This is a genomic window from Plantactinospora sp. CNZ320, from assembly GCF_002846275.1.
This window is the reverse complement of sequence record NZ_PJMP01000001.1, coordinates 1,078,778-1,102,653: the sequence shown is the minus strand read 5'-3', so window position 1 is coordinate 1,102,653 and position 23,876 is coordinate 1,078,778. Positions and strand designations below refer to the sequence as shown.

Genomic DNA, 23,876 nt, shown 5'->3' with positions numbered 1-23,876 from the left:
CCGTTGTCTAGCAGGGAAAACGTCGTTCGCAAATTGACGATTTTGCTGAACGCAACGTAGCTTTCATCTATCACCGAACACGTACTGTCGCGAGATGAGGAATGGTCATGGGGCAGTCTCCGTACGCCGTCACGACGATGCCGACGGCCCGCCAACCCGGCTGCCCCTTCGACCCGCCGGCAGAGCTGGTCGAGGCCCGCCGGCACGGCCCGATCAGCCGCTACACCTTCCCCGGCGGCAAGCCCGGCTGGCTTATCACCGGATACGAGCTGGTCAGGTCGGTTCTCGCCGACCCCCGGTTCAGCTCACGCAAGGAACTCATGCTCCATCCGACAATCGACTACGGGGACATCCAGATCCCCCCGGCGCCGCCAGGCGAGTTCCTGCTGATGGACGAGCCCCAGCACAGCCGCTACCGCAAACCGCTGATGGGCAGGTTCACCGTACGGCGGATGCGCCTGCTCACCGAGCGCGTCGAGCAGATCACCGCCGAGCACCTGGACGCCATGGAGAAGGCCGGGCCGCCGACGGATCTGGTGGCCGCGTTCGCCAGACCCATCCCGGCCATCATGATCTGTGAACTGCTCGGGGTGCCGTACCAGGATCGGGGATCCTTCCAGGAGCAGGTCGACTCGTTCATGAACGGGGAGACGAGCGACGAGGAGCTGATCGCCGCCTACACCGCCACCCAGGGCTACCTCGCCGGCCTGGTGGCCGCCAAGCGCGCCAACCCCACCGACGACCTGCTCAGCGACCTCACCGACAGCGACCTGACCGACGAGGAGCTGCGGGGGATCGCCCTGCTCCTGCTGGCAGCCGGGCTCGACACCACCGCGAACATGCTGTCCCTGGGCACCTTCGCGCTGCTGAGCAACCCGGAGCAGCTCGCCGCGCTGCGCGCCGATCCCGCGCTCGCCGACCGGGCCGTGGAGGAACTGCTGCGGTACCTCACCGTCGCCAAGACGTTCATGCGGACGGCACTGGAGGACGTGGAGGTGGGCGGCGAGGTCGTCCGGGCCGGTTCTCCGGTGATCCTGTCGTACCACACGGCAAACCGTGACCCCGCGCGTTTCACCGAGCCGGACGTGCTCGACCTGGGCCGGCAGGAGGGTGGGCACCTGGCCTTCGGACACGGCATCCACCAGTGCCTGGGTCAGCAGTTGGCCCGGGTCGAGATGCGGGTCGCGTTTCCCGCGCTGGTCAACCGGTTCCGCACGCTGCGCCTCGCCGTACCGCCCGAAAAGGTCGCCCTGCGCCCGGAGACCGCGGACATCTACGGAGTGAAGAGCCTCCCGGTCACCTGGGACGCGTGACCGATGAGGATCACGGTGGACACCGAACGCTGCATCGGCTCCGGCATGTGCGTGTTGACGGCCGACGAGGTCTTCGACCAGGGCGAGTACGACGGCAAGGTGGTCGTACTGCGATCCGAGCCGCCCGCGCGGACCTGGCGGTCGGTACGCGAGGCGGTCGGGCTGTGCCCTGCCGCGGCGATCGCCCTGTCGGATGACCGCCGAGCCTGACAGGGTGACCCGTGGCTAGGCGTAGAAGGTGACCAGGTCGAGGCCCTTACCTTCGGTGTAGGACAGCCACTGGAACAGCGCGTACGCCGGAGTCATGAACTCGGCCGGCAGGCTGGTGTTCGGGGCGTCGGCCAGAAACTCGGCCGGAGCGGCCAGGTCGGCGTTGAGCCGATGCCGATCTGGCCCCGGATCTTCTCGATATCAACCGCATATGCGGTGATCCCGTAACTCATGCGCGGAATGCTAACGGCGACTCACGACACATCAGCGATCACCACAGTCGACGGCTGTCCCGCAAGGGCGCTGGCCGGGCGGTCGGATGCCCCGCCCGGCCACACTCTTCCTAGTCTCCGGCCATCACCACGAAGGTGAATCCGGCGCTCGTCGTACGGTGCAGCGGAATGTCGCACTTGACCCGGCGCAGTACCTCGCTCCGGCTGAGGCCGAGTCCCTGCGCGATGAGCCGTTCCGGGCGTACCGGTATCGGATCCTCGAAGATGACCTCCACCTGGATCGGCCACGCCTCGTCGAGCCGGGTCGACGGGATGTCCAGCCGCCAGGCTCCCGTCCAGTCCAATCGGAAGCGGTTGCGTCGGGCCAGTAGCGGATCCAACAACCGGCCCGCCACAAGTGCCGGATCGTTCACCCGGTACCCGCGCAGCTCGGCCGGGTCGAAGGACCTGACCGGCCTTCGTTCGTACACGGTGATCTTGCTCGTCCGATCGCAGGACACGCAGCGGACCAGCAGCCACACGTCGAGCAGCTTGCCGTTGGCGTTGACGCGGAACCTGCCCTGGCCGGTGGTGGCCGACCTCGACGGGCAGTCCGGGCACCGCACCGACAGCAGCGGCAGCCTGGTCCGGCGAACGACCCAGGGCAGCACGATATGAGGTTGTGAAGACATGATCTCTCGACCTGATTTCTCAAGACCTGACAGAGGCCGATTGCGCGCGGCCTCAAGCGCTGTATGACCGGGCGCACAGGGGCAGCCCGGCAGAACCGACGGGACCGTCGGCTACAGGTGAGCGGAAGAAGATGTCAGGTCTAGAGAGCAGGCGGGGTCACGCGATCTTGTCCTCAGTCCTCTGGGCGACGGGTCGTAGGCAACATACGGGTACGCCAGGAAAGGCTCAACCGGTTTCCAGGCCGGCACTGCCGTCCCGGGCGCCCGTGGGCCGTTACCGTGGTCGAGCCGGCCTCAGTCGGCTGGCGGGAGCCGGTAGACGGAGACATGGGACCGGGAGTCGGCGGTGAACTCCGAACCGGTCCAGTCCGCGTGCCTGGACTCCAACTCGAAGCCGGCCAACTGTGCCATCAGGTCCAGCTCGGCCGGCCAGATGTAGCGGTGCGGGCTGCGGAACACCCGGGCGTCCCCACCCTCGCCGAAGCGGAAGTGGTGCGAAACCACCTGTTGCCGCAGGAGGTCGTAGGTGTCCAGACCGATGTAGCCAGGGTGGGTCGCGAAGACCACCGCCTGCTGGCCGGGTGGGAGTTTGCGCAGCTCAGGTACCCAGAGTTCGATGACGAACCGACCACCGGGCAGCAGGTGGCGGGCGGCGTTGTGGAAGCACGCGACCTGTTCGGCCTGGGTCAGCAGATTCGAGATGGTGTTGTAGACGAGGTAGACGAGGGTGTGCCGCTGGCCGGTGGAGGCGGTGGCCATGTCGCCGACGACGACCGGAATGCGCCGCTCGTCGGCCTTGGCCCGCAGGCGGTCGACCATCGGACGGGACAGCTCGATGCCGCTGACCGGCACGCCACGTTCGCGAAGCGGGACGGCGACCCGCCCGGTTCCGATGGCGAACTCCAGCGCCGGCCCGGCACCGGCAAGTTCGGCGAGCCGGTCCACGGTGGGTCCGAGAACCTCGGGAGCGAACATCCCGGTGCCCGGGCTGTCGTAGCTCTCGGCGGCCTCGGCGTCCCAGATCTCGTCCTGTCGCATGTGGCCAACAATCTCCACCGGCCAGCGCAACTGTCCAACGAATTTGGGGTTCAGTGACCGGCAGGGGAGGGTCAGGTTGCTCGGGCTGGCTTGCTCTGGGGCGAACGTTCGGCGATGAACACGAACTCCCGACCCGGGCGATCGGGTGCCTCCCGCACGTCGAGGACTCGGTAGCCGTTGGCGGCCAGGCTCGATTCGACCTCGTCGCGGGTCCGGAAACGGAGGGTTGAGTCAGAAGTGACGACCTCACCATTGGTCAGGAACCGGTAGACGTACCGGAAGGAGACGAAGGGAAGGCTGATGTCGGTGACCTCAAGGCGGCGTTCCACCGGTCCGATGCCGGGGATGTCGAGGGTGACTGGATCGATGTCCGCCGCCCACTCCGCCCAGGCGCGACGTTCGGGGCGTCTGGTTTCGAACACGAGATAGCCGTTCGGGCGAAGGGTGGCGTGGATGCCCTGGAGGGTCTGCGCCCAGTCGTTGTCGGTGAGGAAGACCTGAGCCACGTTTCCGGTCATCGTCGCCAGGTCGGCATCGAGCGCCGGCAGCGCCGTGACGTCGCCGTGAATCCACCGGATCCGCTCCGCCTGAGCTTTCAGCTTCGCGACCCTCAGTGATGCCTCGGCCGGGTCGACGCCCACGACCTGGTAGCCCCGTTCAGCGAGCAGGACCGCCAGAGATCCCGTCCCACAACCGACGTCAAGCACGAGGCTCGTGGCCAACTCGTCGGCGATGGCGAGATAGGCGGCCAGGTCGTCGCGGTCTCCATCGAAAGCGTCGTAGACACGTGCGAGGAGGGGGTGGGCAAAAATCGCGTCGGGCATCCGGGGACCATATCCACCGATGCCCCACCGGGTACCTTCACTCATCGAAGCTGTACCTGAACTCGCCACTCTCGATGCGGTCGATGAGTTGGCTGACATCGCCAGCCTGCCGTATCCCGGTCTCCCACCCGGCGCTGGTGATGTCGAGGAGCAGCACCGGCGCGGGATCCTCTCGCAGATCCAGCACCAGCTGCTCACGGGAACCGTTACCACCGATAATCGCGATGCCGGGGTGTGCCTCGGTGGCCTCATCCCACGCCTCGTGTAGTTCGAGCATCTCGCGTGGGGTGTTGAGCCACACATAACTTTCGCTGGTCAGCCATCCTCGCCGGAACCAGGACTCGCCTTGCAGGTAGCCTCGCCAGGCTCGTGGCAGTGGCCGGTCAAGGGCCCGCTCGGCGTCAGCGAACTCGGCGTCAGCGACCGGGCCCCGGTAGTCGGCCTCCTCCATGATGGCGCCGATGACGTGGGCGTTGAGCTCGGCAACCTCGCTCGCCGAAATCCGATACTCGACCTCATCGCGACGGGCACCCTGGACCACCTCGAACCGATCCAGGAATCGCCGAGGGACGTCGAAGTGGACCACGTATCCCACACCCTCGGCGAGCACGGTCCGCTCGCGACAGGTCCGCACGGCGAGGTGCCGATCAGGTACGCAAGAGAAGATCGGCTGATCCGGTAGCCGAGACGGCCAAGCGCACCATCCTGATGACGCAACCGCGTCGAGCTCGTCCTGCCCGACGGACCGCCACAAGGTGACCGTGCCCGGGTCGTCGATCGACCGCGCCGCACTGAGCGTGGTAGCGCCCTGATCCTGGCCGGTCATGCCGCCATTCTCATGCCGGCGGTTCCGTCCGGCCGTCACGGGGCCCGGAACCGCCACGGATCCACTGTGCTCCGCATCGGCTGGGCAACTTTCGGACCAGCCAGCAGGCGGCCATTACCGTATTGCCATTACCGATAATCCAGTAATCACCAACTTCCTGGGCTGCGGGAACCTCGCGACGGGGGTACATCATAATGACAGTTCTTGGCCGTAAGGGCTTGGAATGGTGTAAGTGGGGCCGGTGAAGCCGGTCCGGCAGCAGGGCTCGCCCTGGAGTTCGGCGGCGCCGCGACCCTTGGCGGCGAGCTGGGCCAGCCCGGAGTGGCGCAGCCGTGGCCGGCGGGGCGTCCGGCGCTGCGACGGACCGGCGCACCTTGCGCTGCATCGGCCGTTCGGTCGTCTGTCGCTGACGATCGGCCAATTCCATGGGCATGTGTCCATTGACGGCAGCTACGAAGTACGGGTGACCAACGAGATAACCGTTCCCCTGCTGCCCTGCGCGTCCATCGACGACATCGTCGCCTTCTACGAGGTGCTCGGTTTCCACACCACCTACAAGCAGCGCAAACCCAACCCGGCCGCGGGGTTGCAACGTGAGGATCTACATCTGCAGTTCTTCGAGATCCCGGGGTTCGATCCGGCGCAGTCCTACGGTTCGTGCATCGTGCTGACCTCGGACACGGGGCAGCTGTACCGGGCTTTCGCGGCGGGAATGCGCGCCGCGTACGGCAAGGTCCTGGTCTCCGGGACGCCGCGGATGACCCGGCCCCGGCCCCGGAAGAACGCCGACGGGCTGAGCGGCTTCAGCGTCATCGATCCAGGCGGCAACTGGATCCGTGTCTTCCAGAACGCTCCGGCCTCCAGTGCGCCGACGCAGACCGGGCGGCTGGGCAAGGCGATGGCGAACGCCGTCGTGCAGTCCGACTCCAGAGGGGACGCCCGACAGGCGGCTCGGATTCTTGACAGTGCACTGGCCCATCCCGAGCCAGACGACGACCCGGTCGCGTTGGTGGAGGTGCTCGTGTACCGCGCTGAGGTGGCGATGGTCCTGAACGATCCGGCCACGGCGGCCGAGATGCTGGCCCGCGTCGACCGTGTCGCTCTGAGCGCGGACGAAGCCACCCGGGCTGCCGCCGCGCACGAGGCCGCTACCGACCTTGCGGCGGCGCTGTCCTAGCTGCCGCAATTCGGCCGCCGCCGTGTCCTGGCTCAAGGCCTCAGCCAGGGCACGGCGTCGGCCGAGACGAGAGCAGGCACTCGCAGACCAGCCGGGACAGCAGCCTCGGCGAGTCGTCGGAACCGCCGCCCGAGGACCGTCACCAAACGGAACGGAACGGCATGCTACGGGCCGGATCAGACCACGATCAGCCCTCAGCTCTTACCGTCATCTCTGGTCTGGAGACCACGGCCGGAGCCGTAGCTGGCACGGCCCTCGGCAACATCGCGGGCCTGCCGTTCGCGCCACCGCTGCTGCGCGTCGCTGTTGCACCGCCGGCAGACCTTTCGGTAGCGGCCGGTGCGGGGGTCGAGTTCACGGTCATGGCCATTGTGGCACCGAGGCTGCTGCTTGCGGTCACGACAGTTCTCGGCCCGGCTGACCTGACGCAGGTGGGTTGGTTCTATACAGTCCGGCACCCCGCAGACGTGGTCGACATCCAGCTCGGGATCGTGGTCGCCGACGAAGACGACGTACGCGGCGATGTGTGCCCAGGCCCGACCCGCGACCTTCTGGTGCACGCCCCGCCGGCTGCCGTAGCCGCGGATGACGAGGCAGCCGTCCTCGGTGCGTACCGAGCGGTCGAGCAGGTAGGTCCGGAGGGTCTCCTCGGTGAAGTGCCGGGACAGGCCCCTGATCTGGGAGAGCACGTCGGGAGACTAGCGGGCAGCTCCGACGCCGTCGTGCCGGGCGCGCCTCGACACGTTTCCACAGCCGACCTGAGAGTCTTTCTCGCATGCGGTCTTCCGAAGTCGTGCCGCGCAGGTCGAGCAGCCCGGCGCTGGCAACCGCCGGGCCCGCCGACTTCACCGAGGCCTGGCTGCACAACCGGCGGCTGTCGGAACACACCCGCGAGGCGTACCGGCGGGACGTCGCCGGCTGGCTGCGCTGGTGCGCCGGCCGAGACCTGGACCCGCTGCGGGCCACCTTTCTCGACGTCAACGCGTACGCCCGGGAGTTGGAGGCGACGCTGGGCATGCGCAGTGGCCGCCCGCTCACCCCGGCCACCGTCGCCCGCCGCCTCTCCGCGCTTTCCAGCTGGTACGAGTTCCTGGTCAGGCTGCACGCCGTCGACGCCAATCCGGTGGCCGCCGCCGACCGGCCACGGGTCGACCGGGACCACTCGGCGACCATCGGGCTGAGCCCCGACGAGGTCGACGCGCTGCTGGCCGCCGCCGAGGCCGACACCGGACCGACCGCCATCCGGAACCGGGCCACCATCGCCCTGCTCGCCGACCTGGGACTGCGGGTCGGCGAGCTGATCTCGCTGGACCTGACCGACCTGGGTACCGAGCGCGGGCATCGCAGCATCCGCTTCGTCGGCAAGGGTGGCAAGGTGCGTCGCCGTGCCCTCACCCCGGCCACCGCCTACGCCGTGGACGCCTATCTGGCCGCCCGGGCCGCCGCCCAGGGGCGCACCGTGCCGGAGTTGACCGGTCCACTGCTGGTCACCGCGACCGGTGCCCGGCTGAATCGGAACACGGTGTTCCGACTGGTCCGCCGACTCGCCCGGGCGGCGGGCATTCACTCCTGGGCGAGGCTGTCACCGCACTCGCTGCGGCACGCCTTCGCCACCACGGCCCGGGCCGAAGGAGTGTCCCTTGAGGACGTACAGGATGCGATGGGACATGCGGACCCGCGTACCACCCGCCGCTACGACCGGGACCGGCACAACCTCGACCGCGATCCCGCGTACGTCCTCTGGGCGGCCCGGGCCCGGCGACGGGGGAGCGGGAGTGGCGGGGCGGCCCCCTCCTGAGCACCGGTGCCTCGCACGTCGTCTCCGCGATCGATAGGTTGCTCCCGTGGAACAGCACAATCAGCTCCGGCTCGCCTCGTCGTTCGGTGCGGCGGCGACCGCCTACGCCGACCATCGCCCGGACTACGCGCGGGCGGCGGTGCGCTGGGCGCTCGACCCGGCGCCCGGCCCGCGGGTCCTCGATCTCGGCGCCGGCACCGGAAAGCTCACCGCCACGCTCGTCGAGCTGGACGCCGACGTCGCCGCGGTCGAGCCCGACCCGGCGATGCTGGCCGAGCTGCACCGGGCACTGCCGGATGTTCGTGCACTGTCGGGCAGCGCCGAGGCGATACCGTTGCCGGACGCGTCCGTCGACGCCGTACTGGCCGGCAACGCCATGCACTGGTTCGACATGGCCGTCGCCGGGCCGGAGATCGCCCGGGTACTGGCGCCTGGCGGAATCCTGGCCGGACTGTGGAACGTCGTGGACGACCGGGTCGACTGGGTCGCCGGGTTGGCGCGGGTCAGCGGAAGCGCGGCCATCGGCCCCCGTGACACGCCCGCCAGTTGGCGCGCCGAGACCGCCGAGGCGTACCTTCCGAAGACCGGCGGGGATGCCCGGTTCGGCTCGGCGGAGCAGGTCGAGTTCCCGCACGGGCAGCGCCGTACCGCCGACTCCCTCGTCGCGACCCTCGCCACCAGGGCCGGGATGTTGGTCATGCCGGAGCGGGACCGGCAGGCCACCTGCGACCGGATCCGGGCTTTTCTCGCCAGCCGGCCGGAGACCGCCGACGGCGAGTTCACCCTGCCGATGCTGACCTGCGTGCTGCGCGCCCGACGCCTGTGAAGCCGCCCCGGCGGCCGGACACGGCGTCCTCGGGTGCGAGCCCCACCGAGCGGCTGGGCGTACGCGTCACGCGGACCGACCGCGACGGTCGCGGAGCGCTCGTCGTCCACCTTCGCCGAACCGACACCTGACAGCTCGCCTGCTGCCGGTCGAGACCGGACGTTCGCGCGAGCACGGCAACGATTCCAAGCATCTGCTTGACATCGCGTGGAGTGTGCAGGAGATTCCAAGCATGTCCTTGGAATCGGGTTCCCGGCAGCGCGTCGTCCGTGACCCCCTCGTGCTGCGGGCGCTCGCGCACCCACTCCGGCTCCGGATGCACGCCCTCGTCGGTCGCGAGGGCTCCATCACGGCCGCCGAGGCCGCCCGGCAGCTCGGCATCAGCCAGGCGCTCGCCTCGCACCACCTTCGCCAACTCGCCAAGTACGGCTTCGTCGAGCACGCCGACGCCGGAGACAACCGCGAGCGGCCGTGGCGGATCACCGCCGCCTCGTACCGGTTCGAGGTGCCGGAAGGGTCCTCCGAGGCGTGGGAGTCACTCGGCCTGCTCGACCGGTACCTCGTCGACGAGGCCGCCGCGCAGCTCGCGGACTGGCAGCGGCGGCGCACCGCCGAGGATGCCGGCTGGGCCGAGCAGGTAGGCGTCTCGCAGAGCCTGCTCTATCTCACCATCGAGGAACTGACCGAACTCAGACGCGCCTGGGACGAGCTGGTGACCCCGCTGGCGCGGCGGCGACCGCTCGGAGAAGCCGACAAACGACCCGCGGACGCCGTACCCGTGAATCTGACGCTCGTCGTCACACCGCTGCCCGCGACGCCGTCGGGCGGCTGAGGTGCGACGGCTCTGGCGAATCGTCGCGGCCAACCCCGACCTGCGGCTGCTGCTCGGGGCGAACCTGATCTCGCTGACCGGTGACTGGATCCTGCGTACCGGGCTCGCCTACCAGGTCTACGTCCTGACCGGATCCACCCTTGCCGCCGCCGGCTCGGTGCTTGCCTCGCTGCTTCCGCAGATCATGCTCGGATCGGTTGCCGGCGTCTACGCCGACCGGTGGGACCGCCGGCGCACGATGGTGGCGGCGAATCTGCTGATGCTGGTCGCCCTGTTGCCGCTGCTGGCGGTGCGGCACGCCGATCAGGTCTGGCTGGTCTATCTGGTGATCGCGGTACGGAGCTGCCTTGCACCGTTCTTCACCGCTGCCGAGGCGGCGCTCGTGCCGACGCTGGTGCCGCCCGACCACCTCGTCACGGTCAACTCGCTAAACGCCCAGGTCAGAGACGTGGCGCGACTGGTCGGGGCCGCGGCTGGCGGGGTGATCGTCGGGTTCGGCGGCATCACGGTGCTGAGCCTTGTCAACATGCTGACGTTCGCGCTCGCCGCCGGGCTGATCTGGCGGATCCGTGCCCGGCCCGGGTCCGTCGCCACGATGCGACCGCGCCTGCTGCGGCAGTGGACCGAGGGGATCCGGGTCGCGCTCTCCCGCCGTACCCTGCGGGTCTTCCTGGTCTTCACCGCCGTCACCGGCGTCGGCGAGGCCATCATGGGCACCCTGATGGCGCCGTTCGTGCACGACGTGCTCGGCGGCAGTGCCCGCGCCTTCGGCCTGATCATGGCGGCCCAGGCGGTCGGCGGCATCGTCGGTGGACTCGTCGCGACACTGGTGGCGCACCGCTTCACCGCACGGAAGCTCTTCGGCTGGGGTGCGGTGCTCTTCGGCGCTCTGGACCTGGTGCTGTTCCTGTATCCGTTGGCGGTCCCGGCGCTGTGGCCCGCGCCGCTGCTGATCGCGATCGTCGGGCTGCCGGCCGCGTTCATGGCGGCGGGCGGCACGACGATCTTCCAGAACGCGACGGACGACGGCCATCGGGGACGGGTGTTCGGCGCGACCACCGCGGTGAATGGCGCGGCGATGCTGCTCGGCACGGTCGCGGCGGGCACCCTCGGCGACCGACTCGGCATCCTGCCGGTCATCGCCACCCAGGGCGTCGTCTACTGCCTGGCCGGTACGGTCGTGCTGCTCGCCCTCCCCAGACCCGCACCGGTACGGCCCGAACTCGCGCCCGCCGTCCCGGCCTGAGTACGCCGCCCTGCACCTCGGCCCGGCACCTCCGCCTCGTCCGCGCGGGCTTCACCAGCCGTTCCGGGGACCGTCGGCGGGGCCGAGCAGGTGGGCGTTGATCGCCACCACGAGAGGGGCCAGTTCGCTGATCTCGACGACCTCGACTCCGCCCTCGCGCAGGGTACGCACACCGTCGCAGTCGGCGAAGAGCAGCGGCTCGCGTAGCGCCAGTACCACCCGCGCGATCCCGGCGTCGAGCAGCAGACCGGTGCAGGGCTCCGGCCGTGACCTGCGTACGGTGCAGGGCTCCATCGAGGTGTAGAGCGTCGCCCGGGACAGCTCCAGCGCGGCCGGCGGCGTCGAGCAGGGCGGCGTGCGGGCGGTGAACTTCGCCAGGGCGGCCTCCTCGGCGTGGTGGTGCGGGTCGGTCTCCCCGGTGTAGCCGGTGGCCAGCACGGCACCGTGCTGGCCGACGATGATCGCGCCGACGGCGTAGTGGGTCGGCGAGGGTGGCGAGAGCCGGGACAGTTCGATGGCGGTCCGCAACCACCGCCGGTCCTGTGCGGTGCCGCCCTTCATGCCCTGCCGAGACGGGCCGGCCCGGTCCCGCCACTCATCCGGCCCGACGCGGCAGCGGGTACCGCCGTCTGCCGTGCCGGCCCGCCGGCGATCCGGAGAGCGCGGTCGGGCCGAGGGAGTGGCCGCGAGCGGGGCTCGGCCGACGCCGTCGGCGAGGGGTCGGGGTACGTCGGCGGCGAACAAGGAGGCCGATCGGAGTACGTCGGAAATCGACAACGGAGGTGTGAGACTGCTGGCCAGCGGTCCACTGGGAGGCTGTTGATGGCGCGCTCACGGTCGGCTTGGGTGGGCAAGTCGTAGCGCCCGGTGCGATCCGGGCGGGAGTGGCCCATGAGTTCGTCATCGATCCATAGTTCGACGTCGGTGCGCAGCTGCGCGTGCTCGTGCACGGGGACCTCGCGGTACTTGTTGCCCTTGCCGGACCGCACGATGATCAACCCTTTGCGTGTGGACAGGCGGATGTCGTCCAGGTTCAGTGCGACGACCTCACCCGAGCGCAGCCCAGCCTAGAACGGGATCAGCGCGAGTACTCGGTCGAGTCGCCGCCAGGACGGTGTTGCAGGTCGGCGAACAGCGCCTCGCAATGGTCTCGCTGGTCGGAGGCCAGGTCATGCAGGCGGATGTCGTCCAGGTTCAGTGCGACGACCTCACCCGAGCGCAGCCCAGCCTAGAACGGGATCAGCGCGAGTACTCGGTCGAGTCGCCGCCAGGACGGTGTTGCAGGTCGGCGAACAGCGCCTCGCAATGGTCTCGCTGGTCGGAGGCCAGGTCATGGCGGACGGCGGCGATGACTTCCCGTAGCCGTCCGGGTCAGTCCACCGTCAGGACGACCTTGCCACGGACGTGCCCGGTCTGTACCTCGTGGTGCGCGCGGCTGGCTTGCGTGAGTGGGAACGTCGCGTGGATGGGTAGCTGCAGCCTGCCTTCTTCGTACATCGCGACGAGTTCGGTAAGCCCGGCGGTCGAGCGGGTACCGACGCGAAGTATCCCGAACGTCTTCGCGGCTTCGGCATCGACAAGGGTGCCGATGCGGTGCCGGTCACGCACGAGCACGAGGGAGGCGGTGATCGCGGCGCCGCCGATGGCATCGAGGGCGGCGTCGACGCCTCCGGGTGCGAGGGCGCGGATCCGGTCGACGAGGCCGTCTCCGTAGGTGACCGGAGTCGCGCCGAGCGAGCGGAGGTAGTCGTGGTTGTGTTCGCTGGCGGTGCCGATGACGGTGGCGCCCCAATAGCGGGCGAGTTGTACGGCGATGGTGCCTACGCCGCCGGCGGCGGCGTGGATGAGGACGGTGTCGCCGGGGTTGACGGCGATCTGGCGCAGTGCGGTGTGGGCGGCCTGGCCGGCCGCGGGTAGACCGGCGGCGACCGTCCAGGGCATGGTGGCCGGTTTGCGCACCGCGTCGGCGGCACCGACGACGACGTACTCGCAGTAGCCCTGGGCGGTGGCCGAGCCGAGTACCTCGTCTCCGTCCACGAAACCGGCTACGCCGTCGCCGACGTGGTCAACGATGCCGGCGTACTCGTTGCCGAGGCGTTGCGGAAAGTCGGCCGGCATGGTTGCGGCGAAGTCGCCGCGCCGCAGTTTGGCGTCGACCGGGTTGACGCCTGCAGCCTTGACCCGGACGCGGATCTGGCCCGCCGCGGGCGTCGGTAGATCGATCTCGACCGGGTGTAGCACGTCGGGGCCGCCGTAGGCGGTGAACACGATCGCTGTGACCATCGGGCTGTTCCTTTGGAATGGGTGATCAGGCAGGGTACGGCTGGGCGACGCGGGCGGCGCGCAGCGCCTGGGCCCACCAGGTGAGGTGACTCAGCAGCGTGGCGGCTGCAGTGTTGGCGGTGTGCGGGTCGACGAGTTCCCCATGGGAGTCGAACTGTTTGTGTGCCATGTGGAAGCTGACGGTCTCGCGGATACCGACGGCGTGTACCTCGGCGAAGACCTGGCGTAGCTGTTCGACCGCGCGGAGGCCGCCGGCCAGTCCGCCGTAGGAGACGAAACCCACCGGTTTGGCCTGCCATTCGGAGCGGACGGCGTCGATCGCGCGTTTCAGTGCGGCGGGGTAGCCGTGGTTGTACTCGGGGGTGACAAGGACGAAAGCGTCGGCGGCGCCGACGCGGGCGGTGAATGCCGTCACCTGTGCTGTCTGCTCCAGGTTGTCCGGTAGCGGGATGTCGTACAGGTCGATGACGTCGAGTTTCAGGTCGTCGCGTTGCTCGGCGCGGGCGACGAACCAGCGGCCCACCGTCGCGCCGAAGCGTCCGGTCCGGGTGCTCGCGATGATGACCGCGATCCGCAGCGGCCCGTCGATCTCGTAGTGCTCGGTGCTCATCGTGCTGTCCTTTCCTGGGCGGCTCGTACCTCAGGGTCGGCCGGGTCTCGTCGGGTATGGGCCGCAGGGGCCGGTAGGCCGCGGCGGATCTCGGTGAGCGTCTGGGCGAGGTCGGCGCGCTGCTGATCGGTCAGCCCACCGAAGGTGAGCCGTTCAAGCTCGGACCAGATCGCGCGGACCTTGGGACAGAGCCGTCGACCTTTGCCCGACAGAGCGACGATCATCGTTCTCTTGTCGGTGCTGGACGGTGTGCGCGTGACGAGGCCGGCGCGCTCCATCGCCTGGAGCGTGTTGGTGACGGTGGACCGGTCGCGCCCGAGAAAATGGACGATCTCCGACTGCGGAGATCGTCCATTTTCCTGCAGGAACAGCAGCACCAGCTCCTGCGGGGCGACCAGTTCGATGCGCTGCAACATCGCGGTCGCGGTCGCGGCGTGCGCGCGGACGACCTGCAGTAGCAGCGAGCTCAACGGCGCCTCGGCGACGCTTATCCCCACGTGCGGCGCGCGGGCGCCACCCGGTGTTTCACTCTTTGGCGTCGCGGTCACCGTGTCGCCAGTCTCAGTGGTCATGATCTCACGCTAACACCTTCGTTGGCATGCCAGCAATTCCGCCATACTGTTGGCATGCCAACAAGAAGGGGCGGGTTCACATGAGTCGGAACACGGGCGGGACAGGCGTGACCGAGCGGGACACGAGAGGGGAGTACCCGGCAGCCGCGCCGGCGACGACGGATCGGCTGGATCCGGCGCTGCTCCGGCTCGCCGGGATCGTGCTCTTCGGCGCGACGGCCGCGCTGCTGGACACCACCATCATCAGCGTCGCGCTGGATCAGCTCGGCCAGGCGTTCGCCGCCCCTGTCTCAACCGTGCAGTGGGTGTCCACGGCGTACCTGCTCGCGATGGCGCTGGTTATCCCGCTCACCGGGTGGTGCGTCGATCGGTTCGGCGCCAAGGCGACCTGGCTGTGCACACTTGCGGTGTTTCTCGCCGGCTCAGTGCTGTGCGCGGCTGCCTGGTCGGCGGAAAGCCTGATCGTCTTCCGGGTGGTGCAGGGACTCGGCGCCGGAATGATCCTGCCGCTGACCCAGGTCATCCTCGCGCAGGCAGCCGGCTCGCGCCGCTTCGGCCGGGTCATGGCGCTGGTCGCCATCCCCGGAAACCTCGTCCCCGTCGTCGGACCAGTGCTCGGCGGCCTCATGCTCAACGCCCTGCCGTGGCGCTGGATCTTCCTGATCAACGTGCCCGTCTGCGTACTCGCCCTCGTGCTGGCCTGGTGGAAACTGCCCGCCGATCCACCCCAGAGCCGCCCCCCGCTTGATGTGCTGGGCCTCGCCGTGCTCTCACCGGCCGTGGTGGCGATCGTCTACGGTCTGTCCAGGGCGGGTGCGGAATCCAGCTTCGCCGCCATCAGTGTGCTCGCGCCCATCGCGATCGGTCTCGCCCTCCTCACGGTGTTCGTCACGCACGCGCTACGTACCTCCAGGACGCCCATCATCGACCTGCGACTGTTCCGGCACCGCTCGTTCAGCGCGTCAGCCGCGCTGATGTTCCTGTCCGGCGCGGCGCTCTACGGTCCGATGTTCCTGCTGCCCCTCTACTACCAACAGGCCCGCGGATTCGACGCGCTCACCACGGGCCTCGTACTCGCCCCCCAGGGCATCGGCACGGCCCTCGCCCTGGCCGTCGTCGGCCCACTGGCCGACCGTATCGGCGCCGCACCACTGGCAGCCCTCGGCGCGTTGATCACCACAGCTGGCACACTCGCCTACACCCAGCTACCATCCGACCCCGACGACGTTCTCCTTATCGCGTCTCTCGTGCTGCGCGGCATCGGGCTGGGCGCGGTGGGGATCCCGACGATGGCGGCGGCGTATCACCAGCTACCGCGCTCCGCGATCCCTCGTGCGACCAGCGCCACCAACGTGATCCAGCGTGTCGGCGCGTCCTTCGGCACCGCGCTGGTCGCTGTGATCCTCCAACAGCAGATCAATGACCGGGCCAGCGGCGGCGCATCCCCCGAGATCCTCACTCACGCGTTCGCGAGAACCTTCTGGTGGACGGTCGGGTTCGCGGTCCTTCTCCTCCCACTCGCCATGTTCCTGCCTCGAAGAAACCGATAGAGCGCATTCGGGCCCGCGCCGGCAGCGGCGCCGGCTCGCGGGCTGCGGGATGACACGGCGCCGGCCTGCGGGATTACGTCCGTGGGCTGATGTCGCGTCCACCGGCGGGTGGCTAGTCTCGCGGCGTGGACGCCACCTCGCACCCGCTCCGGCCACCGCTGCGGCACCGCCTGCCGACGGCACTGCGGACGGCCCTGGTCTGGTGCGCGATCGCCGCCTTCCCGGTCGTGTTGGCCCTTACCGTGGCGATCACCTCGGACGCTCCCGGCCATTACTACAGCGTGCTGGGGACGATTCCCCGGTACGCGCTGCCGGCCCTGGTGATGGCGCTTCCCGTGGTCCTGCTGCGGCGCAGCCCGCTGGCCACCCTGGCGTTGATGCTGCTCGGGTCGGCGACGATGACGACCATGATCCACTCCTGGCAACAGGGCTACCTGGCCGACCTGCGGTACCTGCAACTGCTGGCGATCGACCTGGTCGTCGGGTTCGTCGCGGCGACCAGGTCCCGGCGGCTCTCGGTGACCGTCGCCGTGCTGACGCTCTGCGCCGAGATCGTCATCGGCTACGTCAATCCGGGCGACAACGCCGTCTTCCAGCCGGAGATCCCCACCCTGGGAATGCTCGCCGCCTGGATGATCGGCAACTCGATGCGGGCCCGGCGGCGGTACACCGAGGCGCTCCGCGCGCAGGCCACCAGCCAGGCGGTCACTGCGGAACGGCTGCGGATCGCCCGCGAACTGCACGACATGGTGGCGCACAGCATCGGCATCATCGCGATCCAGGCCGGGGTGGGCAGCCGGGTGATCGCCACCCAGCCGGCCGAGGCCGGTGCCGCACTGCGGGCGATCGAGACGACCAGCCGGGAGACCCTCGCCGGGCTGCGCCGGGTGCTCGGCGGGCTGCGGCAGGCGAGCCCCTCGGACCCGGCATCCCGGGATCCGGCGCCGACGCTCGGCGACCTCGACCGGCTGGCGGCGACGACGGCGGAGGCCGGGGTCCGGGTCGAGCTGTGCGAGCGGGGCGAGCGGCGTCCGCTGCCCACCGACATCGAGCTGTCGGCGTACCGGATCGTGCAGGAGGCGGTGACGAACGTCGTCCGGCACGCCGGCATCCCGCACTGCCGGGTGACCCTGGACTACCGGGCCGACGACCTGCACGTCGAGATCCTCGACGAGGGGCGCGGCGGTCCGGTCTCGGCGACCGGCTTCGGGATCACCGGAATGCGGGAGCGGGTCGGCCTGCTGCACGGCGACTTCGAGGCCGGCCCGAGACCCGGCGGTGGTTTCCGGGTGGCGGCCAGGCTGCCACTGCCGGCGGATGGCTCGACTCCGACGGCCGGATCGAATTCGACGGGCGGGTCGGGTTCGACGGGCGGGTCGGGTTCGACGGGCGGGTCGGGTTCGACGGGCGGGTCGGGTTCGGAGGTGTCGGCGTGAGCGTCCGGGTTCTCCTCGTCGACGACCAGCCGTTGATCCGCTCCGGGCTGCGGGTACTCATCGCCGACACACCGGACCTGTCGGTGGCCGGCGAGGCGGGTACGGGTGCGGAGGCGGTACGGCTCGCCCGCGAACTCCGGCCGGACGTGGTGGTGATGGACATCCGAATGCCCGGCATGGACGGTATCGAGGCGACCCGGCAGATAGTCGCCGACAACGGGTCGACCCGGGTGCTGGTGCTGACCACCTTCGACGAGGACGAGCACGTCTACGGCGCGCTCCGGGCCGGTGCCAGCGGTTTCCTGGTCAAGGACATGGCGGTGGACGACATCCTCGGGGCGATCCGGGTGGTTGCCGCCGGTGACGCGCTGATCGCGCCGAGCGTGACCCGGCGGCTGATCGCGGGCTTCGTCGGTGCCGCCCCGGCCTCCGCCCGTCCGGTGCGACCGGTCGCCGGCATCACCGAGCGGGAGCGTGAGGTGCTGACGTTGATCGGGCAGGGCCGGTCGAACGGCGAGATCGCCGAGGAACTGTTCATCACGATGGCGACCACGAAGTCGCACGTGGCCCGGCTGCTGACCAAACTCGACGCCCGGGACCGGGTACAGCTCGTGATCATCGCGTACGAGCTGGGGCTGGTCGCGCCGACCCGCTGACTCCCGCACCATCCGAAGACGACGGGGGAACGCGGCGCCGTCGACACACCCGCGCGGACACCTGCGCGGATACCGCCGGGCGTAGCATCGCGGACATGGCGGACAAGGTCATGCTCGACCGGGACCGGGTGGTCCGGGACGGGCTCGACGCCCTCGACCGGTACGCCGAGCGCGTCGACCACGCGGACAGGGTCGACGCGGGCTGGTCCGACCTCGTCGGCGCGGCGTGAGGCGGGGCGAGATCTGGACCGTCGGCGACCGTGCCGGGCAGGCCAGATACCGGGTCGTCGTGCTCTCCGGGGAGGCCCACAACGATCGGCCGTCCGGCTCGCCGTACTGCGCTCCGATCGTCAGGCAGCGCGGCGGGGGCGAACTGCCGCCGTTCGTGGTGCCGCTGGCGGAGACGGATCCGGTGACCGGTGTGGTGGTGGTGAACCGGCTGCGCCGGGTTCCGGCGTCGGTGGCGGTGGAGCGGGTGGGGATGGCGACCGGGGCGAGCATGGCCCGGATCCGGGAGGTGTTGCGGGACCTGTTCGAGCTGTGAGCCTGACCGGGGCCGGTCACACCCAGCCCCGCTCCCGGGCCGCCATGCCCGCCTGGAACCGGGTGCTGGCGTTCAGCTCGCTCATCAGGGCGCTGATGCGCCGCTGCACGGTACGCAGGCCCAGCCCGAGCGACCGGGCGATCGCCTCGTCGGTGACACCCGAGGCCAGCAGCGCCAGCAGCTTGCGGGTCAGCTCGTCCGGGCCGGCGGTCTCCGTCGCGGTCGCACCGGCCAGGAACGACCGCATCGGTACGGCTCGCGCCCACTCCAGTTCGAAGAGCGCGATCAGGGCGTCCAGCAGTGCCGACGGGTACACCACGAACGCTGCGTCGATCGCGTAACTGGCACTGCGGATCGGGATCAACGCGGCGGTGTCGTCGACCATCCACAGTTTCAGCGACGGGTCGGCGAGCACCCGGGCCTTCTCGCCCCGGGCGCAGGATTCGGCGACGTTCGCCAACCGGCCCGGCTGCTCGATGGCTTCCCGGGAGTACAGGATGCGGTACTCGATGCCCTCGCGGAGCCGCCGGAACTCGTGCTCGGCGTTGCCCTCGACGGCCATCGCGTACGGCGCCTTGTCGACTCCCCGGAACAGTGACTGCGCGCCCTCCTGGAGCGCGAACGCCCGGCTGCGGATGTTCCCTGCGCCGGTGATGACCTCCACCAGGTCGGCGGGGTGCACGTGTCGGGAGGAGCGGTGGAAGGTGGCCAGCAGCTCGTGCATCGCCCGGCGCACCTCGTGCAGTTCGTCCTCACGGCGACTCAGCAGCGGCTGGAGGGACAGGTCGGGCGCGGCCGCGACGTACCTGGCCTGCCGGCCGGGCAGCCGACTGGCCAGACCTCGCCGGCTGAGCTGACCGAGCGTGCGGGAGGCCAGCCGCACCGAAACGGCAGCCTCGTGCGCGAGGTCGGCGACCGACGACCTCGGATTGTTGATCAGTGCGATGTACAGACAGCTCTCGACGTGCGACAGGCCGATCGCTTCGAGCAACGCCCACCCCCGTGGCGGTGTCCCGCCACCTGGCGGGTTCTCGTCGGTTGGCGGCCTTGCTTCGCCGGCCGCCAACCCTCACGTTAGATGATCAGGGACGGCTAGATCATCTGCTGCCCGTTCCCCACTCCCTGATCCTCATAGCATGTGGAGGAACACGTGCGTATGCAGCCACCCGCGGGACGCGGCCGAATGCGACGCCGGGTCGCCCCCGTCGTGGCGGCCGTGCTGCTCGCCAGCATGGCGGGCACGCCCGGGTACGCGGCACCGGCGCCGGATCCCCGGCCCGGGTCCGGGTCCGGCCAGAGCGCCGCACCGGTCCCAGCCCTCGCCGGTGCCCGATCCGCACCGGTACGGCTCACCCTGATCACCGGCGACGTCGTCAGCTACTTCCCGGACAGGTCCGGTAACGCCGCCGTCACCGTGCATCGCAGCGGCGACCGCACAGCGGTGACCTTCCAGTCGCAGCGGGACGAGAACGGCTTCTACCTGTTCCCGAGCGACGCCCAGGGCTACCTGGCCGCCGGGGTGTTGGACCGGGAACTGTTCAACCTGGACGCACTCGTCGCGGCCGGTCAGGGGAACGCGACCGCCGACGAGCTTCCGGTGATCGTGCAGTACCGGGAGGAGAAGCCGGCCGCGCGGCTGGCCCCGAGCGCCACCGCGCTGCCGGGCGCGGCGGCGCCGCTCACCCTGGAGAGCATCAACGGTGCCGCCGTCCGGGTCCGTACGGGTTCGGCGGCGCAGTTCTGGGAATCCGTCGCCGGGCGCCGGGACGCCGCGCCCCGGTCCGGCACGCCCTCGCTGACCACCGCACCCACCGAACTCGGCAACGGCCTTCGCAAGATCTGGCTCGACGGCCGGACGACCCGCCTGGACGAGACCAGCACCCCGCAGGTCGGTGCGCCGGCAGCCTGGGCCGCCGGCTACGACGGCACCGGCGTCGCCGTCGGGGTGATCGACACCGGCGTCGACCCGAACCATCCGGACCTGGCCGGCAAGCTGCGTGCCGTGCGGAACTTCGTGCCCGCCGGTGATCCGGGCGGTGGGGCACCCGCCGACGTCACCGACCGGCAGGGGCACGGCACCCACGTGGCGGGCATCGTCGCCGGCACCGGTGCTGCCTCCGGTGGGCGGCACAAGGGCGTCGCCCCCGGTGCCGAACTGGTCATCGGCAAGGCGCTGGACGACAGCGGCAGTGGCTGGAACTCCGCCATCATCGAGGCGATGGAGTGGATGGTGGCGACCGAGGACGTCAAGGTCGTCAACCTGAGTCTCGGCGGCGAGCCCACCGACGGCAGCGATCCGATGAGCCAGGCGGTCGACGCCCTGACGGCGGAACACGGCGCGCTCTTCGTGGTTGCCGCCGGCAACTCCGGCCCGGACAGCCAGACCGTCGCCGCGCCGGGCGCCGCGTCGAGCGCGCTGACCGTCGGCGCGGTCGACCGGGAGGACAAGCTGGCACCCTTCTCCAGCCGTGGCCCGAGGATGGGCGACCGCGCGATCAAACCGGAGATCACCGCTCCCGGCGTGGGCATCGTCGCGGCCCGGGCCGCCGGGACCGCGATGGGTACGCCGGTGGACGAGCACCACACAAGCGCGTCCGGTACGTCGATGGCCACCCCGCACGTGGCGGGCGCGGCGGCGATCCTGGCCAAGAAGTACCCGGACTGGACGCCGGCACAGCTCAAGAACGCCCTGGTGCAGACCGCGCTGCCCGGTGACTTCACCCCGTACCAGCAGGGTGCCGGGCGGCTCGACATCGGCCAGGCCATCGGTCAGCAGGTCTTCGGTGACCACTCCACGATCCACGGGACGTTCAGCCACCCCTACACCGGCCAGACGACGCGGACACCTGTCAGCTACCGCAACACCGGGACGACGCCGGTGACGCTGGAGCTGACCGCCACCGCGACCAAGCGGGACGGTGGTGGGCCGGCCCCCGCCGAACTGCTGTCGGTGACCCCGTCGACGATCACCGTTCCGGCCGGCGGCTCGGCGACCGCACTCGTCACCATCGAGCCGGCGGCCGGCGCCCCGGGCTGGTACTTCGGCACGGTGCGGGCCAGCGCGCCGGGCATCCGGTCGGGCGTGCCGGTGGCCATCCACAAGGGTGCCGCCCAGCACACCGTACGGGTGAAACTCGTCGGTGAGTCCGATTGGACGTTCGCCCCCGGGTACCTCTCCGCGTGGCTGGTCAACGACGACGCTCCGGACCTGCTCGGCGAGCCGTACCTGATCTGGGTCGGCGGCTGGGAACTGACCGACGGCGGTGCCGCGATCGAGGCCTCGATACCGCTGGCCCACGGCGGGACGTACGCCGTCAGCACCGACGGCCTGTTCATGGACACCGCCAATCCGCTGCACCGAAACGGTGTGTTCATCCAGCCCGAACTGACCGTCACCGGGGACAGCACGCTGGTCTTCGACGTGCGCACGTTGACCCCGCTCACGGTCCAGACGCCCCGGCCGTCCGACGCGATCGCCCTGAACTACTCGTGGCACCGCACCACGGCGTCCGGGCGCGAGGTCGCCAGCGCCTCGATCTTCCCCTACCACGGCACCGCGCCGTCGACGCACTCGTTCGCGCCGACCGGAGCGGTCCGGACCGGGACGTTCACGCTCGCCGTCGACCAGCTCCGGGCGGCTCCGGAGGTACGGGTCACCGTCACCGGTCGGCAGCGCCTCGAACTGCACCCGAGGTACGTCACCGACGTCTCCAACCCGCTCGGCGAGTACGACGTGCCGAAGTTCGACGCCGACCGGCGGGCGGGACTGGCCACCGAAGCGGAGCTGCGGGCCGGCCGTGACGTCCGGGGCAAACTGGTGCTGACCCGGACGCGGACCCTGGAGGATCAGTTCGCGGTGCTGGACCTGGCCCACCGGGCCGGGGCGGCGGGCGTGTTCACCGACAGCTCCTTCGCCTGGGTGATGCAGCACCCAGACTACGCGGAGCACATGCGGGTTCCGCTGCTCTGGATCCCGCCCGACGAGGCGGACCGGTTGAGCCGGGTACTCGGGGGCGGTTCGCGGCCGACCGCCGAGATCCGGGTCGAGCGTGACCTGCCGTACCAGTACCGGATCGCGGAGCACCTCGACCGGATCCCGGACCGGTTCACCCTGGCACCCCGGCAGTTCAGCCAGGTCGAGAGCACCTTCCACGCGCAGCAGGCCGGGCAGAAGTTCGCCGAGTCGGCGCACGTCTTCAAGGGCGACCAGCGGATCAGCGTACGGGGTGACCGGTCGTTCTTCGGGGCGCGGAACCGGACCGACTACTACCAGAACACCGGCTCCGACGTGCTGTGGCAGCGGATGCTCTTCGTCGGCGGGACCGGTGACAAGGCGCCGTGGATCGCCGCGTCGAACCGGGGGTTCCCGAAGCCGACCCGGGAGCGGGAGGAGTGGAACGAGACGATCGTGCCGGCGCAGACGACGGCCGGGCCGAGCATGCCGGACGGTTTCCAGGTCGTCTTCCCGTGCGACGGGTGCCGGCAGGGTGACCGGCTGCGGCTGCGTTCGCTCAGCGCCGTCGGGTTGGGCCTCTACACGGAGGCGAGCGACACCAGCCGGACGTACCAGGGCATCACCGCCAACGAGGAGACCCGGCTGTTCCGGGGCGACACGGAGGTACCGGTGGCGGCCGACGAGGCCGGTCTGCCGTACTACCCGGTGCAGCCGGGGGCGGCCACCTATCGGTTCAGCAGTGTGCTGCGGGAGGACTACCGGATCGGGCCGCACCCGGGCCGGACGGTGGAGACGGAGTGGGTGTTCCGTAGCTCCCGGCCGGAGCGCGACCAGGTCGCCGCGCCGTACGGCTGCATCGACAGGCTGGTGCACGAGGATCCGAAGCCGTGCTCGTGGCTGCCGGTGAACTATCTGCGGTACCAGTTCGGGCTGGCGCCGGACGACACCGTCCGGCCGGGCTGGCTGCACAGCTTCACGGTCAGCGCCCAGCAGGGTGCCTCGACGGCGAAGCTGAAGTCGATGCGGGTCTGGACCTCGACGGACGGCACGAGGTGGACCCCGGCGGTGGTGGTGCCCGGGCTGGACGGCGGCTACCGGGTGCTCACCGCCACGCCGGGGCGGGCCGGGCCGGTCTCGGTGCGGGTCGCGGCGACCGACCGGGCGGGCAACTCGGTGACCCAGACCATCACGGAGGCCTACCGGGTGAGGTAGTCCGACGCCCGACGCGACGGTCCCGCCGGGAACCACCGGCGGGACCGTCGCACATTGGTGCGCA

23 protein-coding genes are annotated in these 23,876 nt (G+C 70.2%); 13 read left to right on the top strand and 10 right to left on the bottom strand.

Going from position 1 to position 23,876, the window contains the following annotated elements; all coding sequences use genetic code 11:
- Positions 1 to 107: 107 nt before the first annotated feature.
- Together CLT71_RS04705 and CLT71_RS04700 are read left to right on the top strand one after the other, a co-directional pair.
- A complete protein-coding gene (locus CLT71_RS04705; RefSeq protein WP_101371139.1) occupies positions 108 to 1,313 on the top strand; it encodes a cytochrome P450 in 1,206 nt (401 codons plus the stop codon).
- A gap of 3 nt (positions 1,314 to 1,316) precedes the next feature.
- The gene (locus tag CLT71_RS04700) at positions 1,317 to 1,523 is read left to right on the top strand and encodes a ferredoxin (RefSeq protein WP_101366024.1); all 207 of its coding nucleotides are present in this window, start codon (positions 1,317 to 1,319) and stop codon (positions 1,521 to 1,523) included.
- A gap of 343 nt (positions 1,524 to 1,866) precedes the next feature.
- Here the strand turns inward: CLT71_RS04700 and CLT71_RS04695 are convergent, their stop codons facing one another.
- The 4 genes from CLT71_RS04695 to CLT71_RS37370 form a co-directional block, all read right to left on the bottom strand.
- Positions 1,867 to 2,406, bottom strand: a complete 540-nt coding sequence (locus tag CLT71_RS04695; protein ID WP_486483053.1) for a DUF1062 domain-containing protein — start codon at positions 2,404 to 2,406, stop codon at positions 1,867 to 1,869.
- Positions 2,407 to 2,721: 315 nt separating this feature from the next.
- Positions 2,722 to 3,465 carry a class I SAM-dependent methyltransferase gene (locus CLT71_RS04690; RefSeq protein WP_101366022.1) on the bottom strand — a complete coding sequence of 248 codons (744 nt, stop codon included), beginning with the start codon at positions 3,463 to 3,465 and terminating at the stop codon, positions 2,722 to 2,724.
- A 71-nt stretch (positions 3,466 to 3,536) separates the two neighbouring features.
- Positions 3,537 to 4,289, bottom strand: a complete 753-nt coding sequence (locus CLT71_RS04685) for a class I SAM-dependent methyltransferase (protein WP_101366021.1) — start codon at positions 4,287 to 4,289, stop codon at positions 3,537 to 3,539.
- 37 nt (positions 4,290 to 4,326) lie between these two features.
- The gene (locus tag CLT71_RS37370; protein ID WP_199187509.1) at positions 4,327 to 5,115 is read right to left on the bottom strand and encodes an SMI1/KNR4 family protein; all 789 of its coding nucleotides are present in this window, start codon (positions 5,113 to 5,115) and stop codon (positions 4,327 to 4,329) included.
- A gap of 463 nt (positions 5,116 to 5,578) precedes the next feature.
- Between CLT71_RS37370 and CLT71_RS04675 the strand changes: the two genes are divergently transcribed.
- The gene (locus CLT71_RS04675) at positions 5,579 to 6,292 is read left to right on the top strand and encodes a VOC family protein (protein WP_101371138.1); all 714 of its coding nucleotides are present in this window, start codon (positions 5,579 to 5,581) and stop codon (positions 6,290 to 6,292) included.
- Positions 6,293 to 6,486: 194 nt separating this feature from the next.
- Here the strand turns inward: CLT71_RS04675 and CLT71_RS04670 are convergent, their stop codons facing one another.
- Positions 6,487 to 6,981 carry an HNH endonuclease gene (locus CLT71_RS04670; protein ID WP_101366020.1) on the bottom strand — a complete coding sequence of 165 codons (495 nt, stop codon included), beginning with the start codon at positions 6,979 to 6,981 and terminating at the stop codon, positions 6,487 to 6,489.
- A gap of 86 nt (positions 6,982 to 7,067) precedes the next feature.
- Between CLT71_RS04670 and CLT71_RS04665 the strand changes: the two genes are divergently transcribed.
- The 4 genes from CLT71_RS04665 to CLT71_RS04650 all read left to right on the top strand — a co-directional run bounded on the left by CLT71_RS04665 (position 7,068) and on the right by CLT71_RS04650 (position 10,994).
- Positions 7,068 to 8,090: a tyrosine-type recombinase/integrase gene (locus tag CLT71_RS04665; protein WP_101366019.1), complete on the top strand. Its 1,023-nt coding sequence runs from the start codon at positions 7,068 to 7,070 to the stop codon at positions 8,088 to 8,090.
- Between the two features lie 46 nt (positions 8,091 to 8,136).
- Entirely contained in the window at positions 8,137 to 8,916 is a 780-nt protein-coding gene (locus CLT71_RS04660) for a class I SAM-dependent methyltransferase (protein WP_101366018.1), read from the top strand.
- 232 nt (positions 8,917 to 9,148) lie between these two features.
- Positions 9,149 to 9,748 (top strand): helix-turn-helix domain-containing protein, encoded by a 600-nt coding sequence (locus CLT71_RS04655; protein ID WP_101366017.1) that lies wholly within the window; start codon positions 9,149 to 9,151, stop codon positions 9,746 to 9,748.
- Position 9,749: 1 nt separating this feature from the next.
- Complete coding sequence (locus CLT71_RS04650; protein WP_101366016.1) at positions 9,750 to 10,994, top strand: MFS transporter; 1,245 nt, start codon at positions 9,750 to 9,752, stop codon at positions 10,992 to 10,994.
- A 51-nt stretch (positions 10,995 to 11,045) separates the two neighbouring features.
- On the opposite strand, the gene CLT71_RS04645 is transcribed toward CLT71_RS04650, so the two are convergent.
- The 4 genes from CLT71_RS04645 to CLT71_RS04630 form a co-directional block, all read right to left on the bottom strand.
- Positions 11,046 to 11,555 (bottom strand): deaminase, encoded by a 510-nt coding sequence (locus CLT71_RS04645; protein ID WP_101366015.1) that lies wholly within the window; start codon positions 11,553 to 11,555, stop codon positions 11,046 to 11,048.
- An 810-nt stretch (positions 11,556 to 12,365) separates the two neighbouring features.
- Positions 12,366 to 13,277 (bottom strand): NADP-dependent oxidoreductase, encoded by a 912-nt coding sequence (locus tag CLT71_RS04640; protein WP_101366014.1) that lies wholly within the window; start codon positions 13,275 to 13,277, stop codon positions 12,366 to 12,368.
- 25 nt (positions 13,278 to 13,302) lie between these two features.
- Positions 13,303 to 13,887 (bottom strand): NAD(P)H-dependent oxidoreductase, encoded by a 585-nt coding sequence (locus tag CLT71_RS04635; protein WP_101366013.1) that lies wholly within the window; start codon positions 13,885 to 13,887, stop codon positions 13,303 to 13,305.
- Positions 13,884 to 14,459, bottom strand: coding sequence for a MarR family transcriptional regulator (locus tag CLT71_RS04630; protein ID WP_101366012.1), 576 nt, complete (start codon positions 14,457 to 14,459; stop codon positions 13,884 to 13,886). Before CLT71_RS04630 ends, CLT71_RS04635 begins: the two co-directional genes overlap by 4 nt.
- A 107-nt stretch (positions 14,460 to 14,566) precedes the next feature.
- Here CLT71_RS04630 and CLT71_RS04625 point away from each other — a divergent pair, with 107 nt between their 5' ends.
- From CLT71_RS04625 to CLT71_RS04610, 5 genes are all read left to right on the top strand, one after another.
- On the top strand, positions 14,567 to 16,009 hold the full coding sequence (locus tag CLT71_RS04625) for a DHA2 family efflux MFS transporter permease subunit (protein ID WP_158242174.1): 1,443 nt from the start codon (positions 14,567 to 14,569) through the stop codon (positions 16,007 to 16,009).
- A gap of 125 nt (positions 16,010 to 16,134) precedes the next feature.
- The gene (locus tag CLT71_RS04620) at positions 16,135 to 17,445 is read left to right on the top strand and encodes a sensor histidine kinase (protein ID WP_101366010.1); all 1,311 of its coding nucleotides are present in this window, start codon (positions 16,135 to 16,137) and stop codon (positions 17,443 to 17,445) included.
- A complete protein-coding gene (locus CLT71_RS04615) occupies positions 17,442 to 18,101 on the top strand; it encodes a response regulator transcription factor (RefSeq protein ID WP_101366009.1) in 660 nt (219 codons plus the stop codon). Before CLT71_RS04620 ends, CLT71_RS04615 begins: the two co-directional genes overlap by 4 nt.
- 95 nt (positions 18,102 to 18,196) lie before the next feature.
- Positions 18,197 to 18,331, top strand: coding sequence for a hypothetical protein (locus tag CLT71_RS37800; protein WP_486483052.1), 135 nt, complete (start codon positions 18,197 to 18,199; stop codon positions 18,329 to 18,331).
- On the top strand, positions 18,328 to 18,645 hold the full coding sequence (locus tag CLT71_RS04610; protein ID WP_101366008.1) for a type II toxin-antitoxin system PemK/MazF family toxin: 318 nt from the start codon (positions 18,328 to 18,330) through the stop codon (positions 18,643 to 18,645). The genes CLT71_RS37800 and CLT71_RS04610 overlap by 4 nt, the downstream gene beginning before the upstream one ends.
- 16 nt (positions 18,646 to 18,661) lie before the next feature.
- Here CLT71_RS04610 and CLT71_RS04605 read toward each other — a convergent pair whose 3' ends face one another.
- A complete protein-coding gene (locus CLT71_RS04605) occupies positions 18,662 to 19,636 on the bottom strand; it encodes a helix-turn-helix domain-containing protein (protein ID WP_158242173.1) in 975 nt (324 codons plus the stop codon).
- Positions 19,637 to 19,828: 192 nt separating this feature from the next.
- Here CLT71_RS04605 and CLT71_RS04600 point away from each other — a divergent pair, with 192 nt between their 5' ends.
- Positions 19,829 to 23,812: a S8 family peptidase gene (locus CLT71_RS04600; RefSeq protein WP_158242172.1), complete on the top strand. Its 3,984-nt coding sequence runs from the start codon at positions 19,829 to 19,831 to the stop codon at positions 23,810 to 23,812.
- The last annotated feature ends 64 nt before the right edge of the window (positions 23,813 to 23,876 follow it).